This is a genomic window from Maribacter confluentis, assembly GCF_030505015.1.
Taxonomy (GTDB): domain Bacteria; phylum Bacteroidota; class Bacteroidia; order Flavobacteriales; family Flavobacteriaceae; genus Maribacter; species Maribacter sedimenticola.
This window is the reverse complement of sequence record NZ_JAUKUC010000001.1, coordinates 3,590,411-3,605,769: the sequence shown is the minus strand read 5'-3', so window position 1 is coordinate 3,605,769 and position 15,359 is coordinate 3,590,411. Positions and strand designations below refer to the sequence as shown.

Below are 15,359 nucleotides of genomic sequence, written 5' to 3'. Positions count from 1 at the left end.
GATTATTTTTTGCGCTTGATATAATTATTGACCCGTTGCTCCAATATGGGCAAGGTTACCGTTCCTTGCTCCAATATAATTTCGTGAAAATCGCGAATGTTAAATTGTTCGCCTAGCTCTCTTTCCGCTTTTTTACGCAACTCCCTAATTTTAATCTCTCCCATTTTATAGGAGATCGCTTGTCCCGGCCATGCAATATAACGATCTGTCTCCGTATTGATCTCGTGGGCAGACAATGCCGTATTATTGGTCATATAATCCACGACTTGTTCACGAGTCCACCCTTTTGCATGAATTCCTGTATCTACTACCAGCCTACACGCACGCCACATTTCATAAGTTAGTTTACCAAACTCCTCATATGGCGTTCTATAGATACCGAGTTCATTTCCCAAAAACTCAGTATACAGGGCCCAACCTTCACCATAAGCGGATAAGTACATATTTCTTCTAAATTTGGGGATACTATCTCCCAACTCCCTATTTAAACTACCCTGTAAGTGGTGGCCTGGCACCGCTTCATGGGCGGTCAGTGACGGCAAAGTATATAATGGTCTACTTTCCAATTTATAAGTGTTTACCAAATAAAAACCGGGCTGGGTATCAGAAGAAGGTCCGGAATATCTACCACCTGTATATTTGGGTGCAATTGCATCGGGTACTTTTTTTACTCCATAAGGCGTTCTGGGCAACGTTTTAAAATATTTGGGCAATTCCGCGTCTATCCGTTTTGCAATATCCCTAGCATGCATTAAAAGCTCATTTCCCGTTTTCGTATAAAACTGGGGATCCGTCCTTAAAAAGGTAAGGAAATCACTAAAACTACCTTCAAAATTTACCTTGGATATAATTTGCTCCATTTCTGATTTTATCCGAGCTACCTCGGCAAGTCCTATCGCATGAATATCCCCTGCCGTATATTCTTCCGTTGTGGTATAATAGTTAATTCTGTTCTGATAAAATTCTTTACCATTTGGGGTTTCAGAAACTCCTATGGCAGTTCTAGTAATAGGAATATATTGGGTTTCAAAATAATTCTTTATCTTTTTGAACGCCGGTACGACCTTATTATTTATTACCGATTTGGCGGCTTTGATAACCGAGTCCCTTTGACGCGTACCCAGCCCCGATGGCAATGCCGTAAAGGGACTATAAAAACTACTTTCTTCAGCATTATCTACTATATGGGTATCATAAGTAGAACCATATCCATTAAAAATAATTTTAGGTTGCGATATACCCAGTTGAAGCCCTTTATCCAATAAAACTAAATGTTGATCAACATAGGTAGGTATGGCATTCAACATATTTAAATATTTTTTGGCATCTGCATAGTTCAATATTGGCTTTATCCTATAATTTAGATTTAAATGAAAGCCTTGGTCTGCTTGTATAGGGTTTAAAAAGGTTTTAAACCTAAACTCATCTACTTGGTTTTGAAGCCTAAACCGTAGCAACTCCTTTGAAATCATTTGGGTTTCCGTCAAGGAAGAAGTATCCAAGGCTTGCAAACGGGATAATAACCCCTTTGCAAATTGCGCATCTTTCTCTTCTTTTGCCTCAGTAAACAATCCAAGCGGATATGCTTTTCTATCATATGTTTTGTATGATTCAAAATCCGCTATAATTTGATCTAATTGTTGTTGGTCCTGTTGGGCATTCGTTGTACAGGGTGCAAAAAAAACAAACCCCAATAAGGCAATTAACACAATGATTTTACGCATAAGTTTATACTTTATAAGCATTTTATTTACAATAAATTCCTTCTTCCAAGCGTACGATGTTCAACGGGTTATCATCTTTTAGGGCTTGTGGTAAAAATTTATTGGGCCAATCCTGAAAGGATACAGGTCTAACCCATCTTTTAATGGAAGAAGTACCTACCGAAGTAAAACGTGGGTCCGTGCTTGCCGGAAAAGGGCCACCGTGCACCATGGATGAACAAACTTCTACCCCGGTAGGCACACCGTTGAACAAAATTCTACCAACCTTTTCCTGTAATGCATCTACAATGCCACCATAAGTTTTTAAATCCTCCGTTTCACCTAGTACAGTACCGGTCAATTGACCCTCTAGCTGATTTAGGATTTCTTCCATTTGAACTGTATCTTCACAGCTTACAACTACAGAAAAAGGACCAAATACTTCTTGATGCAACCTATGGTTCCGTAAAAATTCACTCCCTTTGACCCTTAGGATTGTAGGACCGGCCGTATTGGCATTTACCGCATCTTTATGGTCTGCCAAAACCTCTACACCGTTTTGTGTAGATAATACCTCTTTACCTTCCATGTATTTGGAATGGATATTTGGATGAAGCATAGCAGCAGGTTGCAGCTTTAGAATTTCTTCCGATAATTTTAAGGCAAAAGAATTCAGGTCCTCACCTTCAAGACCTAAGACCAATCCGGGATTTGTACAAAACTGGCCTGCCCCCAAAGTTATAGAAGCAGCATATTTTGTGGCCCACATATCTCCACTTTCCCTTAAGGCAGAAGGCAGCGCAATTACGGGATTAATACTACCCATCTCCGCAAATACAGGTATAGGCTCCTTGCGTTCGTTCGCTAATTGATATAAGGCCATTCCCCCATTGTAGCTACCTGTAAAACCTACGGCCTTGACTTTGGGATGTTGTACCAATTGTTGGCCTACTTCTACCCCGCTACTATTTAGATTGGAAAATACCCCATTGGGCATACCGGTCTTGACAGCTGCTTTTATGATGGCAGAAGCTACCAATTCTCCCGTAGCGGCATGCATGGGGTGACTCTTAACGATTACGGGGCATCCTGCCGCTAAGGCACTTGCCGTGTCCCCTCCTGCTGTAGAAAATGCCAAGGGAAAATTACTTGCACCAAAAACGACTACAGGGCCTAATGGAAATAACATTTTGCGAATATCCGCCTTAGGCATAGGTTCTCTTGTGGGCTGGGCTTTTTCAATGACTGCTTCTACCCAAGAACCCTCCTTCAGTAAATTGGCAAACGCTTTAAGCTGCCCCATGGTCCTACCCCGTTCCCCGCGCGCCCTTCCTTCGGGCAACCCAGATTCCAAGCAGTACGTATGAATAAGCTCATCGCCCAGTGTTTCTATTTCTGAGGCAATGGCGTTTAAAAATTCCGCCTTTTTGGCACCGGAAATATCCTTGTATACCTTAAAAGCATCATGGGCCAATACAACGGCCTCATTGATTTCTGCAGTAGTGGCTTCATTAAAAATCCATTCGTTTTCTTGGTTCGCTATTGGGTTGAACGTTTTAAACGTTTTTTTCCCATTTGCTGACATTTTACTTCCTATTATATTTTTTCCACTTATCATATCTTCAGTTTTGAGCTACTTGTGTATGTTAAAGAAAGAACCTTTGTAAAAATCCGGTCCATTCGCATAAATACCGCTATATTTTTAATATTGCGATATTCATTTAAATATACCACAATTAGTTGATTCCCTTATAGGCCGGCAGCTTAGGTCTAGAAGCCATTCCCGCCTTAATAATCGCAGCAACACGCTCCCTTTCCTTGCCAATTAATGGTAGTCGCGGAGCCCTAACGAATTCAGTACCTATTCCTGTGGCCACCTCTGCCATTTTAATGTTCTGCACCAATTGCGGACTAATATCCAATTCCAATAAAGGTAGAAACCATCTATATATATCCAATGCCTCTGCAATTCTACCTGCCTTTGCCAATTCAAAAACGGCACAGGTTTCTGCTGGGAACGCGCATACCAATCCCGCAACCCAACCATCGGCACCCATCAGTACACTTTCCATCCCTAAGGTGTCTACTCCTGTCAAAACTCGTAAACGGTCTCCAAACTTGGACTTAATTCGGGTAATATTAGAAATATCCCTTGTAGATTCCTTTACGGCCTGGATATTGTCACAGACGGTCAATTCCTCCAACATTTCCATAGTTACCATAATACCATAATCTATAGGGTTATTATAGATCATAATAGGTAGGTCGGTACTCTTTGCCGTTTCTTTAAAATAGGTTACCGTTTCATAGTCATTTGCTTTATAACGCATTGGTGGCAACATCATTAATCCGGTAGCTCCACATTCTTCCGCAACTTCTGCGGCATGTATGGCCCCTTTGGTAGTCTGCTCCGCAATGTTGATGATAACGGGAACCTTACCTTCAACAAGTTTGACGGTTTCCTTCATCAATATTTTTTTCTCATCATTAGTAAGTGTACTGGCTTCGCCCAAGGTACCCCCTAAAATAATTCCACTAACGCCAGCATCTATCTGTGCTTTAATATTCGTTGCGAACATTTCTAAATCCAATTCATCGTTGGCAGTAAATTTTGTTGTTACCGCAGGCATGACACCTTTCCATTCTATACTCATATTCTATTTTTTTGATACGTAAAAGTAATGTTAAAGCTTTTTGAATTATGTTTATATGTTAACCATACCTAATAGTATATTACCCCTTTAACCATATTAATCAGTGATATTCCGATAAATATGGCGCAAATCTTATTGGTTACAGCATTTATTGAAAAAACTACTAACAATTTAATCAATTAAAATATATACCATACAGACTATCTAGTTATAGGAATTATAGAATTAATTATGGCCAATAATTTTAAAATGTAGGATTGGTTTCTATATTTGCGGTTCTTTCATAATAAGAAGCCCACGTGGTGAAATTGGTAGACACGCTACCTTGAGGGGGTAGTGTTCGTAAGGACGTGCTAGTTCGAATCTAGTCGTGGGCACAAAAAGGTTAGATATGGTATCTAACCTTTTTTATTTTGATAATTTTAACTTCAACAATATACTACGTTAAACAAATAATCGTAAGTTTGTTTAATTATTTGTCAAAAAACATGAACAATGTAAAAAAGCAATTTAGTATCAGGGATTTGGAAAATCTTTCTGGCATTAAAGCTCACACCATTAGAATTTGGGAAAAAAGGTACAATTTATTGCAGCCTGAACGTACGGACACCAATATACGTACCTACAGTCTGTCCAGCCTTCAAAAGTTACTCAATGTAACTTTGCTCTATAACAACGGACAAAAGATTTCCAAGATTGCCAAGATACCAGAAGGGGAAATTGCTTACGTTGTTAGGGAAATAGTAGCCAAACATAGTCATGAAAGTCATGCAATCAACGCCTTTAAACTGGCTATGGTCAATTTTGACCAGACCATGTTCTTTAATACCTATAATGCCCTTTTAGGTGAAAATTCATTCCGTGAGATTTTTAAGGAAACCTTTGTACCTCTTTTGAACGAATTAGGTCTATTATGGCAAACGGATACAATAAGCCCTGCACACGAACACTTTATCAGTAGCTTAATAAAGCAAAAAATTCTCTTGAATACAGAGAAACTACAACATTTAAGCCCTGTAAAAAATGATAAGGTATTTGTAGCATTCTTACCTGATAATGAGATTCATGAAATTGGATTACTGTATGTGAATTATGAAATCTTACTTAAAGGCTATAAATGTATCTATTTGGGCCCAACCATACCCATTGAAAATTTAGAGGATATCCTAAAATATTTTGACAACGTTTATTTTGTATCCTATTTTACGGTCTTTCCCGAAAAGGATCGGGTAAACAAATATTTGGAGGATTTTGACAAATTAGTTTCCAATTTTAACAATCCTAATTTATGGTTGCTGGGCAGACAAACAAGGTATATTGATGATGCTACCAAACCAGCATATTGCAAAACTTTTTCTTCCATAGACAATTTGGTAAACCATTTATAAACAAATCCTTTTATGGGCAAAGATTGTATTGTAATCGGTTCTGGCTTTTCATCATTATCTGCGGCATGCTATCTGGCGAAAGATGGCTTTAATGTAACCTTGTTTGAAAAAAATGATAGTGTGGGCGGACGTGCATCTCAATTCACCAAAGACGGATTTACTTTTGACATGGGACCCAGCTGGTATTGGATGCCCGATATTTTTGATAAATTTTTCTCCGATTTCAATAAACAAACATCAGACTATTACCAATTGGACAAGCTTGACCCTGCCTACAAAATCTTTTTTGCAGATGACATTATCACCATTGGCGATACGATGGAGAAAATCTGCGAAGAATTTGAAAGAATTGAAAAAGGCAGTTCAATAGCACTAAAAAAGTTTATTGATAAAGCACAAGAAAATTATGACATTGCCATTAATAAAATTGTCCTAAGACCTGGCCTTTCACCTTTAGAATTAGTAACCAAAGAAACTATTTTAAAAGTTGATCAGTTTTTTAAAACAATAAGCTCACAGGTACGGAAGTCATTTAAAAACCCAAAGTTGGTATCAACCCTAGAATTTCCAGTATTGTTTCTTGGCGCAAAACCAAGCAATACGCCGTCATTCTATAATTTTATGAACTTTGCAGATTTTGGTCTTGGCACATGGCATCCAAAGGGTGGTATGTACCAGGTCATAAAAGCAATGCAACAACTTGCGCAAGAGCTTGGGGTAACCATCCACACCAATAGTGCTATAGACAACATTAATGTAGAACACGGCCAAGTAAAAGGTGTAAGTTGTAATGGCAAATTCCATCGTGCGGATATGGTTATTAGCGGAGCAGACTATCACCACACGGAACAATTGCTAGAAGATAAATTTAGACAGTACAGTGCCTCTTATTGGGACAAAAAGGTTTTTGCCCCCTCATCTTTACTGTTCTATATTGGTTTCGATACCAAATTAAAGAACGTAGAACATCATAACCTTTTTTTTGATACGGATTTTGAGCTTCATGCCCAAGAAATTTATGATGATCCCAAATGGCCTACAAGTCCATTGTTCTATGCAAATTTTCCTTCTGTAACGGATGCTACCATGGCCCCGGAAAATAATGAAGCAGGCTTTTTTCTGGTGCCCATTGCAACGAATTTAATTGACACCCAAGAATTAAGAGACCAGTATTTTGACATGATCATGGATAGATTTGAACAAAGAACAGGTCAAAAGATTAGAAATAATATTATATTCAAGAAAACATTTTGTGTCAAGGATTTTATAGAAAGATATAATTCTTACAAAGGAAATGCCTATGGAATGGCAAACACATTAACACAGACAGCCTTTTTAAGGCCCAGCTTGAAGAGCAAAAAAGTTAAGAATTTATATTTTACAGGACAACTGACTGTTCCTGGACCCGGAGTTCCTCCAGCTTTGATTTCCGGTAAATTAGTGTCAGAATTAATTAGAACCAATAATTAGTTTAGTACATGAAAGGAACATTTGACCTTGTATCGTATGAATGTAGCAAAATCGTCACAAAACGATATAGCACATCATTTGCCTTGGCTACCAAGATGCTTCATACATCTATCCGTGGCCATATTTATAACATTTATGGGTTTGTACGTTTTGCCGATGAAATCGTGGACACTTTTCACGATTATGATAAAGAGCTCTTATTTAATAAATTTGAACAAGATTTGGAAAAAGCCCTGCATGACAGAATAAGCCTTAATCCAATTTTAAATTCTTTTCAACATACCTATCATACGTATTCTATTCCAAAGCATTTGGTAGATTCATTCATGAAAAGCATGCGTATGGATTTGGTTAAGAACATATACCGTACAGATGCGGAGTACAAGGAATACATTTACGGCTCTGCAGATGTGGTTGGCCTAATGTGCTTAAAAGTATTCGTTAAAGGTGACGTAGACAGGTATGAAAGCTTAAAGGATTCCGCAATGGCATTGGGGTCGGCTTTTCAAAAAGTTAATTTTTTAAGAGACGTAAAGTCAGATTTTGAACAATTAAACCGTTCTTACTTTCCAAATACCAACCTAAGAGAGTTAGACGAACTTTCCAAAAAAAGGATTGTAGAAGAAATTAAAGCTGATTTTAGATTAGGTTATAGTGGAATTATCAACTTGCCCGCAGAAGCAAAATTTGGAGTTTATACGGCTTATAAATATTATTTCAAACTATTAAAAAAATTACAGAAGACCCCATCGTTAGAAATTAAAAATGCTAGAATAAGAGTACCCAACTATCAAAAATTTGGCCTTTTGGCAAGGTCGTATGTTAAATATAAAATGAATTTAGTGTAATGGACATAATTATTTGGATCTTACTATTCTTAGGAACTTTCTTGTTTATGGAATTTATGGCGTGGTTTACTCATAAATATATTATGCATGGCTTTCTATGGAGCCTACATAAAGATCACCATCATAAAGACCACGATTCATGGTTTGAGAGAAATGATGCTTTCTTTATTTTTTATGCAATTGTAAGTATGGCATTGTTCTACACTGGAGCAAATGGGTCTTGGTACGGATACCCTACTGGATTTGGCATTTTAGCCTATGGAATTGCATATTTCTTGGTACATGACATATTTATACACCAACGTTTTAAATTTTTCAGGAATGCCAATAACTGGTACAGTAGAGGTGTAAGAAGGGCTCACAAGATGCATCATAAACATTTAGGAAAAGGTGATGGTGAATGCTTTGGAATGCTATTTGTTCCCTTTAAATATTTTAAAAAGTAATAGTTACGTACATCCTAGTAGATAACTATTCCGCAAGAAGTTGATCAAATAACCGATCTACCTTGTCATTGTCCCAATCAGCGATTGCGTTTTGGTGAATCACTATTGAGCCCTTTTTATCTATTACATATGAACCCGGTGGTTTTAATAAGGATATGGGACTTGGCTCACCAATGATTTGATAGGTTACAGGAAAAGTATAGCCCTCTTTTTCCATAAATAGCTCTACAGGTGCTCTTTCCTCATTGGTAATTACATAGAATTTAATACGGTCCCCATAGGTATCAAAAAGATATTGAACGTCTTTTAATTGCGCTTGGGACGGCATATGCCAAGAAGTCCAAAAAGTAATGAATACAACGCTACCCTTTGCTTCTTGAAAATTGAATATATTCCAATTGCTATCCTTTAAATTCCAATTATAATCCGCAATTCTACCTCTTTTTTCCGCTTTTATAATTGTTGGGGAAGTAGCAAAAATTCTATTCAACTGTATTTTGCTAAAATCACCTAAAGGCGTTACAAAAAAAGAAAGCACAAAGGCAATGATCAATAAGGTAAAAACAGTTTGTCTTTTCATTAAAATTAGATAGGACCCAAAACTAAAAAACTCCTGAATATTATCAGGAGTTTTCTGTGTTTATTTTAAACGATGTTTATGCAGCGTTTTCTTTCTTAATAACATTTAACGCCGATCCTTCCCTATACCATCTAATTTGAGCATCGTTATAGGTGTGGTTTGCCTTGATCATATCTTTACTGCCATCTGCATGAACAACTTCAATGGTCAATTGTTTATCGGGGGCAAATTCCGCAATATCTAGGAAATTAAAGGTATCGTCTTCCTGAATCAGGTCATAATCGTTTTCATTTGCAAAGGTAAGCCCTAACATTCCCTGTTTTTTAAGGTTAGTTTCGTGAATACGGGCAAAAGATTTTACGAGTACTGCGGCAACACCTAAATGACGTGGCTCCATGGCTGCATGCTCACGAGATGAACCTTCACCATAGTTATGATCACCTACAACAATACTTCTTACCCCTGCCGCTTTATATGCACGTGCCGTATCCGGTACGCCGCCATATTCACCGGTAAGTTGGTTTTTTACCATATTGGTCTTATGACCAAATGCATTTACCGCACCAATTAAACAGTTATTAGAAATGTTGTCCAAGTGACCACGGAAACGCAACCAAGGTCCAGCCATGGAAATGTGGTCGGTTGTACATTTACCATATGCCTTTATCAACAATTTTGCGCCCATTAAGCTTTCATCCTTAATTGGGGTAAAGGGTTCCAATAATTGTAATCTTTCAGAATCTGGAGCAACCTTTACCACAACCCCGGAACCATCCTCATCTGGCGCTAAGTAACCTGCATCCTCAACTTCAAAACCTTTTGGAGGCAATTCCCATCCTGTTGGTTCATCGAACATGACTTCTTCTCCTTTTTCGTTGATTAACTTATCCGTCATAGGATTAAAATCCAATCGACCGGAAATGGCAATGGCCGCAGTTATTTCCGGAGAAGCAACAAATGCGTGGGTATTTGGATTACCGTCCGCACGTTTTGCAAAGTTTCTATTGAATGAGTGGACTATACTGTTCTTAGGAGCATTTTTAGGATCACTATAACGCGCCCATTGTCCTATACAAGGCCCACAGGCATTTGTAAATATCTTAGCATCCAATTTCTCGAATATGCCTAATATACCATCACGGTCCGCTGTATAGCGAACTTGCTCGGAACCAGGGTTTATTCCTAGTTCAGCCTTCATTTTCAATCCTTTATCTATCGCCTGTTGGGCTATTGATGATGCCCTGGACAGATCTTCATATGAAGAATTGGTACAAGAACCGATCAATCCCCATTCAACCGCCAATGGCCAATCATGCTCCGTAGCCTTTTTGGTCATATCACTACCCACTTTAGTAGAAAGGTCTGGAGTAAAAGGACCGTTCAACAATGGGGTTAATGCAGTTAGATCAATCTCAATAACCTCATCAAAATACTGCTCTGGGTTAGCGTAAACCTCTGCGTCTGCAGTAAGATGTTCTTTTACTTTATTGGCTGCGTCCGCAATATCTGCCCTATCGGTAGCCCTTAAATAGCGCTCCATAGATTCATCATAGCCAAACGTTGAGGTGGTAGCCCCAATTTCCGCACCCATGTTACAAATAGTTCCTTTACCGGTACAAGACAATGATTTGGCACCTGGGCCAAAATATTCAACTATTGCGCCTGTTCCACCTTTTACGGTCAAAATTTCGGCAACTTTTAAAATTACATCCTTTGGTGCGGTCCAACCAGAAATAGTTCCTGTCAACTTAACACCAATTAATTTTGGAAATTTGAGTTCCCAAGCCATACCTGCCATTACATCAACGGCATCTGCACCACCAACACCTATGGCTACCATACCTAAACCACCTGCGTTTACAGTATGAGAATCCGTACCTATCATCATTCCACCCGGAAATGCGTAATTCTCCAATACCACTTGGTGAATAATACCCGCTCCCGGCTTCCAAAAACCAATTCCATATTTATTAGAGACCGATTCTAGAAAATCAAAAACCTCTGCACTGGTAGAATTTGCAGATTTCAAATCTGCGGTAGCACCACTTTTAGCTTGTATCAAGTGATCACAGTGTACCGTAGTCGGTACCGCAACCTTGGGCTTGCCTGCTTGCATAAACTGCAATAGGGCCATTTGTGCCGTTGCATCTTGGCAAGCAATACGATCTGGAGCAAAATCAACATAATCCTTACCTCTGGTAAATGCCTTGGTAGGCGTACCGTCCCATAAATGGGAGTACAAAATTTTCTCAGAAAGAGTAAGAGGTTTCCCTACAATATTCCTCGCTTCATCAACACGTTTAGCCATATTGGCATAAACCTCTTTTATCATATCAATATCAAATGCCATTCTTTAAGTTATTTTAAGTTAACGCAATTCGGTAAATTTAAGAAAATCTATAACGCAATTAAAATTAATTAAGTATGATTGATCGCTTTTTCACAAATGGATAGGTATAATGAATCTAATTTTACTCGTTAAGATTAAAATGACTCAAAAAAAGACGCAAACGATTTAGAAAAAAATGGATTACAACAATTTATCAATGATATCTTCCTCTGAGATACCCTCTGCTTCCGCCTTGTAGTTTTTAATGATCCTATGGCGCAAAATTCCTTTTACCACAATGTGTACATCCTCAATATCAGGTGAAAATTTGCCATAGATCGCAGCATTGGCCTTTGCGCCCAAAATAAGGTTTTGCGAAGCCCTAGGCCCAGCACCCCAATCTAAATACTGTTTCACATATTCTGTAGCCGATGGTAAATTGGGCCGTGTACTATTTACCAATTTTACTGCGTACTCCACCACATTATCAGCAACAGGAATTCTTCTTATCAATTCTTGGATTGCGATAATTTCACTGGCATTGAACAAAGGATTGATTACCTGTTTACGGTCTGCAGTCGTATTTTTGACAACCAAGATTTCTTCCTCTACCGTAGGATACTTTAATTCAATTGCAAACATAAAACGATCTAACTGCGCTTCCGGTAACGGATAAGTACCTTCCTGCTCAATTGGATTCTGCGTAGCCAAAACAAAGTAGGGCAATTCTAGTTTATGCTGGTGTCCGGCAATGGTAACAGCCCTTTCCTGCATGGCTTCCAAAAGTGCAGCTTGGGTTTTAGGCGGTGTTCTATTGATTTCGTCCGCCAAGATAATATTGGAAAAAATAGGCCCTTTAATAAATTTAAAATTCCTGTTCTGATCTAAAACCTCGCTTCCAAGAATATCGCTCGGCATTAAATCCGGGGTAAATTGTATTCTTTTAAAATTTAGACCCAAGGCTTGGGCAATGGTGTTTACCATTAGGGTTTTAGCCAACCCTGGCACACCTATCAACAATGAATGGCCGCCAGTATAAATAGACAAAAGAATTTGCTCTATAACTTCATCTTGACCTACAATTATCTTGGCTATTTCTTTTTTTAAAGCAGCATGTTTTTCAACAAGTAGCTCTATAGCGGCAACGTCTGACATATATTTATTCCTTTATCCAGTTGTTAGCGAATTCACAATCTTTATTGTCATCGTTTACACTTATATAGGTATCCTTAATATGCTCGTCCATCCATTTTTTAATGGCATTGTATTTCTTTTCAGTAAGCGCAAGCTCCTGAATTTTGGTATAGTCCTTGGCAAAATCCGCAACATGCTCATCAAACCTATTGGTAATCTTCAATATTTTATATTTAGGTGCCCCACCTCTAGGATCTTGTTCCAACACAGGGTGTGTTATTTCGTTATCCTTTAACCCTTGTACCTGATTGTATAATGTAGGATCCATTTTGGTCAACTCAAAACGCGAACTAAAATCCTGTGGATTTCTCAGAAGTCCGCCGTCAAATTTCGTTTCCTTTTCATCGGAAAAATTAAGTGCGGCTTCTGCAAAGGTAAATTCATTATTAATGATCTTTTGACGAATACTATCCAATTCTTGCTTTGCCTCTTCCAAAACATCCTGTGAAATTTCAGGTTGAATCAAGATATGCCTAAGGTCCAATTCCTGTCCCCTTATTTTTTCTATATATATTATATGGTAACCAAAAATCGTTTCAAATGGTTCTGAAACCTCTCCTTCCTTTAAGCTGAACGCTACATCCTTAAAAGTCTTATCAAAACCGGTATCCTTGGTTATACTATAAAAACCTCCTTTAGATTTGGAACCTGGATCTTGGGAATATAAAATTGCCTTTACGCTAAAGCTGGCATCATTATCTTCCACATCTGCCTTGATCTGGTTTAATTTATCGATCACTTTTTGTTTCTCCTCCTCTGATGGCTCCGGCTCCTTTGTAATCTGTGCAATCTCTAGTTCGGCACCAAATACAGGTCGTTCCTCTACAGGAATCTTATTAAAGAACTGACGTACCTCTTCTGGCGTAATTTCAATTTCCTTTATGATATCTTGCTGCATGCGTTCAGAAAGCATACGCAATTTGTTGATCTTATATAACTCTTCCCTAAAACTGGCCTCGTCCTCTTTTTTATAATATTTCAAGACTTTTTCCATTGAGCCAATCTGTTGAACCAAGGATTGTAATTGACGGTCACCGGTTGCATTGACTTCATCATCAGAAACCAAGATACTATCCTGAACCGCTTGGTTAGCGTATAACCTATCCTCCATCAATTTGCCCAAAAGACTACAGTGAGAAATATCTTCTGCGGATGCACCCTGACTTTTAAGGTCTATCAATGTTTTCTCAATGTCAGAATCCAAGATTACATAATCCCCTACTACGGCCGCAATACCATCTAATTTAACACGTTTAAAGTTATTGGAAGAATCCTTACGGACATTTGTAGCTTCCGCAACGGCCTCCATTTGTTCCATCTGGCCTTCTGCTTGCGTAGATATGGAATCCTGCGCATTGGCAACAACTGCAATAAGCGCCAACGCACCAAAAAACATACTATTCCTTAATTTCAAACACTTCAAATTCTTTATCCTTGATTGCTTCATCTAATAATTCAGTTTCTAATTTACGCAGGTAGTTCATTTTTCTGCGACTTAATAAAACTTGCTCTATGGTAGGCCTAATAAATGACAAAGGAGCTATATCGTTAATATCCTTTATCTCTTCAATTTTACCCAAATATACCCCGATCGAATCCTCTAATTCAAAAAATTGTGAATTTTTTAAGTACTTATCGGCATTATCTACGGTAATTGGAGGTATTTCCTCGAAAATTCTGGTATAGCGCACCCAAATAGAATCGTTAAAATTCAACTTATTGAATTGCACCCCTATAGAATCCAGATAACGTATATCCTCTACCTTAAATCTTTTTAATCTTTTAGACACTTCATCCTTATCCAAAAAGCCTTTTGGCAAGGCAACAAACCTAATCCTTGCAATTCTCTCCTTTAGTTTAAAGTTTTCCTTTCCCTGTTCGTAAAAATCCGCCAATTGAGCATCGGTAATTACCGAGTCCGTTGCCCTTGACATTAAAGCCTCTTTATAAGCCCTAGTGTAAAGGTCCGTACGGTAATCATCTACCAGAACGTTATATTGCGCCAATTTTTCCTCGGATAAATTAATCTTTGCCTTGGATAGCAATAATTGTTTGGAAGCCCAATTATTGATGTAGTTAGAAACAAATGATGCACTATCGCCCTTACTCATATTTTCAGTAATCAACGCCTTTATATCCTCTTCATACAAGAAAGACGCTCCCACTCTGGCAATGGGCTTTTTATCTTCCTCACGTTTAAAAAGATCAGTACATGAAAAAATGACCAATGAAAACAGCCCCATACATATAAAAGGGTATACATTTTTCATTTTCATTTTTGTTTTAGAAGAAAACATCGAGCAAAAATAGTAATTACACTCTCGTGTGCAAATGCAAAATGATTTACTTAACACATTTTTTAAAAGTGAACAGTTTATCAATTATCTTATTATCAATTAAAAACAACCTACTAAAACAATTAAGCCTCTTTAATAAAGGAAGGGTTTTACAAATGAATTTTAGGTAAATTTGCGACGATATATACCTTACTAAAAATTATTTTTTGAGCAGAAAAATTAAGTTGATTTGGGATTTTAGAGGCCCGGCCGCATTAAAGACCGCAGAACATCATGTTAAACATTTAAAGGAATTCATTGCAATTGAAAGTACTGCATTGAATATTACAGGGCATCAACAGATTAACGATATGTTCAGCATAGCGTTCATGGTGGTAGAAGAACATGAAATGATTTCCGTTAGAGACACCTTAAAACCACATCGTGGTGAAGTATACGAACCTTAATTAA

General features: G+C 38.0%; 13 protein-coding genes and 1 tRNA gene. 6 read left to right on the top strand and 8 right to left on the bottom strand.

The features are described 5' to 3' along the window. Positions 1–2: 2 nt before the first annotated feature. The 3 genes from Q2T41_RS15835 to Q2T41_RS15825 all read right to left on the bottom strand — a co-directional run bounded on the left by Q2T41_RS15835 (position 3) and on the right by Q2T41_RS15825 (position 4,357). Positions 3–1,724 carry a DUF885 domain-containing protein gene (locus tag Q2T41_RS15835; protein WP_304436874.1) on the bottom strand — a complete coding sequence of 574 codons (1,722 nt, stop codon included), beginning with the start codon at positions 1,722–1,724 and terminating at the stop codon, positions 3–5. 22 nt (positions 1,725–1,746) lie between these two features. Next, on the bottom strand, positions 1,747–3,321 hold the full coding sequence (locus Q2T41_RS15830) for an aldehyde dehydrogenase (NADP(+)) (protein WP_304436873.1): 1,575 nt from the start codon (positions 3,319–3,321) through the stop codon (positions 1,747–1,749). Positions 3,322–3,439: 118 nt separating this feature from the next. Next, complete coding sequence (locus Q2T41_RS15825; RefSeq protein WP_304436872.1) at positions 3,440–4,357, bottom strand: dihydrodipicolinate synthase family protein; 918 nt, start codon at positions 4,355–4,357, stop codon at positions 3,440–3,442. Positions 4,358–4,650: 293 nt separating this feature from the next. On the opposite strand from Q2T41_RS15825, the gene Q2T41_RS15820 reads away from it, so the two are divergent. From Q2T41_RS15820 to Q2T41_RS15800, 5 genes are all read left to right on the top strand, one after another. Further along, positions 4,651–4,734, top strand: a tRNA-Leu gene (locus tag Q2T41_RS15820). A gap of 111 nt (positions 4,735–4,845) precedes the next feature. Continuing rightward, positions 4,846–5,745 (top strand): MerR family transcriptional regulator, encoded by a 900-nt coding sequence (locus Q2T41_RS15815; RefSeq protein ID WP_304436871.1) that lies wholly within the window; start codon positions 4,846–4,848, stop codon positions 5,743–5,745. A gap of 12 nt (positions 5,746–5,757) precedes the next feature. Further along, positions 5,758–7,215 (top strand): bifunctional phytoene desaturase/3,4-desaturase, encoded by a 1,458-nt coding sequence (gene crtID / locus Q2T41_RS15810; protein WP_304436870.1) that lies wholly within the window; start codon positions 5,758–5,760, stop codon positions 7,213–7,215. Positions 7,216–7,223: 8 nt separating this feature from the next. After that, positions 7,224–8,063: a phytoene/squalene synthase family protein gene (locus Q2T41_RS15805; RefSeq protein ID WP_304436869.1), complete on the top strand. Its 840-nt coding sequence runs from the start codon at positions 7,224–7,226 to the stop codon at positions 8,061–8,063. Beyond that, positions 8,063–8,509 (top strand): sterol desaturase family protein, encoded by a 447-nt coding sequence (locus Q2T41_RS15800; protein ID WP_304436868.1) that lies wholly within the window; start codon positions 8,063–8,065, stop codon positions 8,507–8,509. Before Q2T41_RS15805 ends, Q2T41_RS15800 begins: the two co-directional genes overlap by 1 nt. A gap of 25 nt (positions 8,510–8,534) precedes the next feature. On the opposite strand, the gene Q2T41_RS15795 is transcribed toward Q2T41_RS15800, so the two are convergent. The 5 genes from Q2T41_RS15795 to Q2T41_RS15775 all read right to left on the bottom strand — a co-directional run bounded on the left by Q2T41_RS15795 (position 8,535) and on the right by Q2T41_RS15775 (position 14,882). Continuing rightward, complete coding sequence (locus tag Q2T41_RS15795; RefSeq protein ID WP_367186886.1) at positions 8,535–9,089, bottom strand: TlpA family protein disulfide reductase; 555 nt, start codon at positions 9,087–9,089, stop codon at positions 8,535–8,537. A 76-nt stretch (positions 9,090–9,165) separates the two neighbouring features. Next, entirely contained in the window at positions 9,166–11,439 is a 2,274-nt protein-coding gene (locus Q2T41_RS15790) for an aconitate hydratase (RefSeq protein ID WP_304436867.1), read from the bottom strand. A 180-nt stretch (positions 11,440–11,619) separates the two neighbouring features. Continuing rightward, positions 11,620–12,573 carry an AAA family ATPase gene (locus Q2T41_RS15785; RefSeq protein ID WP_304436866.1) on the bottom strand — a complete coding sequence of 318 codons (954 nt, stop codon included), beginning with the start codon at positions 12,571–12,573 and terminating at the stop codon, positions 11,620–11,622. Between the two features lie 4 nt (positions 12,574–12,577). Further along, positions 12,578–13,930 carry a peptidylprolyl isomerase gene (locus Q2T41_RS15780; protein WP_304437464.1) on the bottom strand — a complete coding sequence of 451 codons (1,353 nt, stop codon included), beginning with the start codon at positions 13,928–13,930 and terminating at the stop codon, positions 12,578–12,580. Between the two features lie 79 nt (positions 13,931–14,009). Continuing rightward, entirely contained in the window at positions 14,010–14,882 is an 873-nt protein-coding gene (locus Q2T41_RS15775) for a peptidyl-prolyl cis-trans isomerase (RefSeq protein ID WP_304436865.1), read from the bottom strand. 233 nt (positions 14,883–15,115) lie between these two features. On the opposite strand from Q2T41_RS15775, the gene Q2T41_RS15770 reads away from it, so the two are divergent. After that, on the top strand, positions 15,116–15,355 hold the full coding sequence (locus Q2T41_RS15770; protein ID WP_304436864.1) for a hypothetical protein: 240 nt from the start codon (positions 15,116–15,118) through the stop codon (positions 15,353–15,355). Positions 15,356–15,359: the final 4 nt, after the last annotated feature.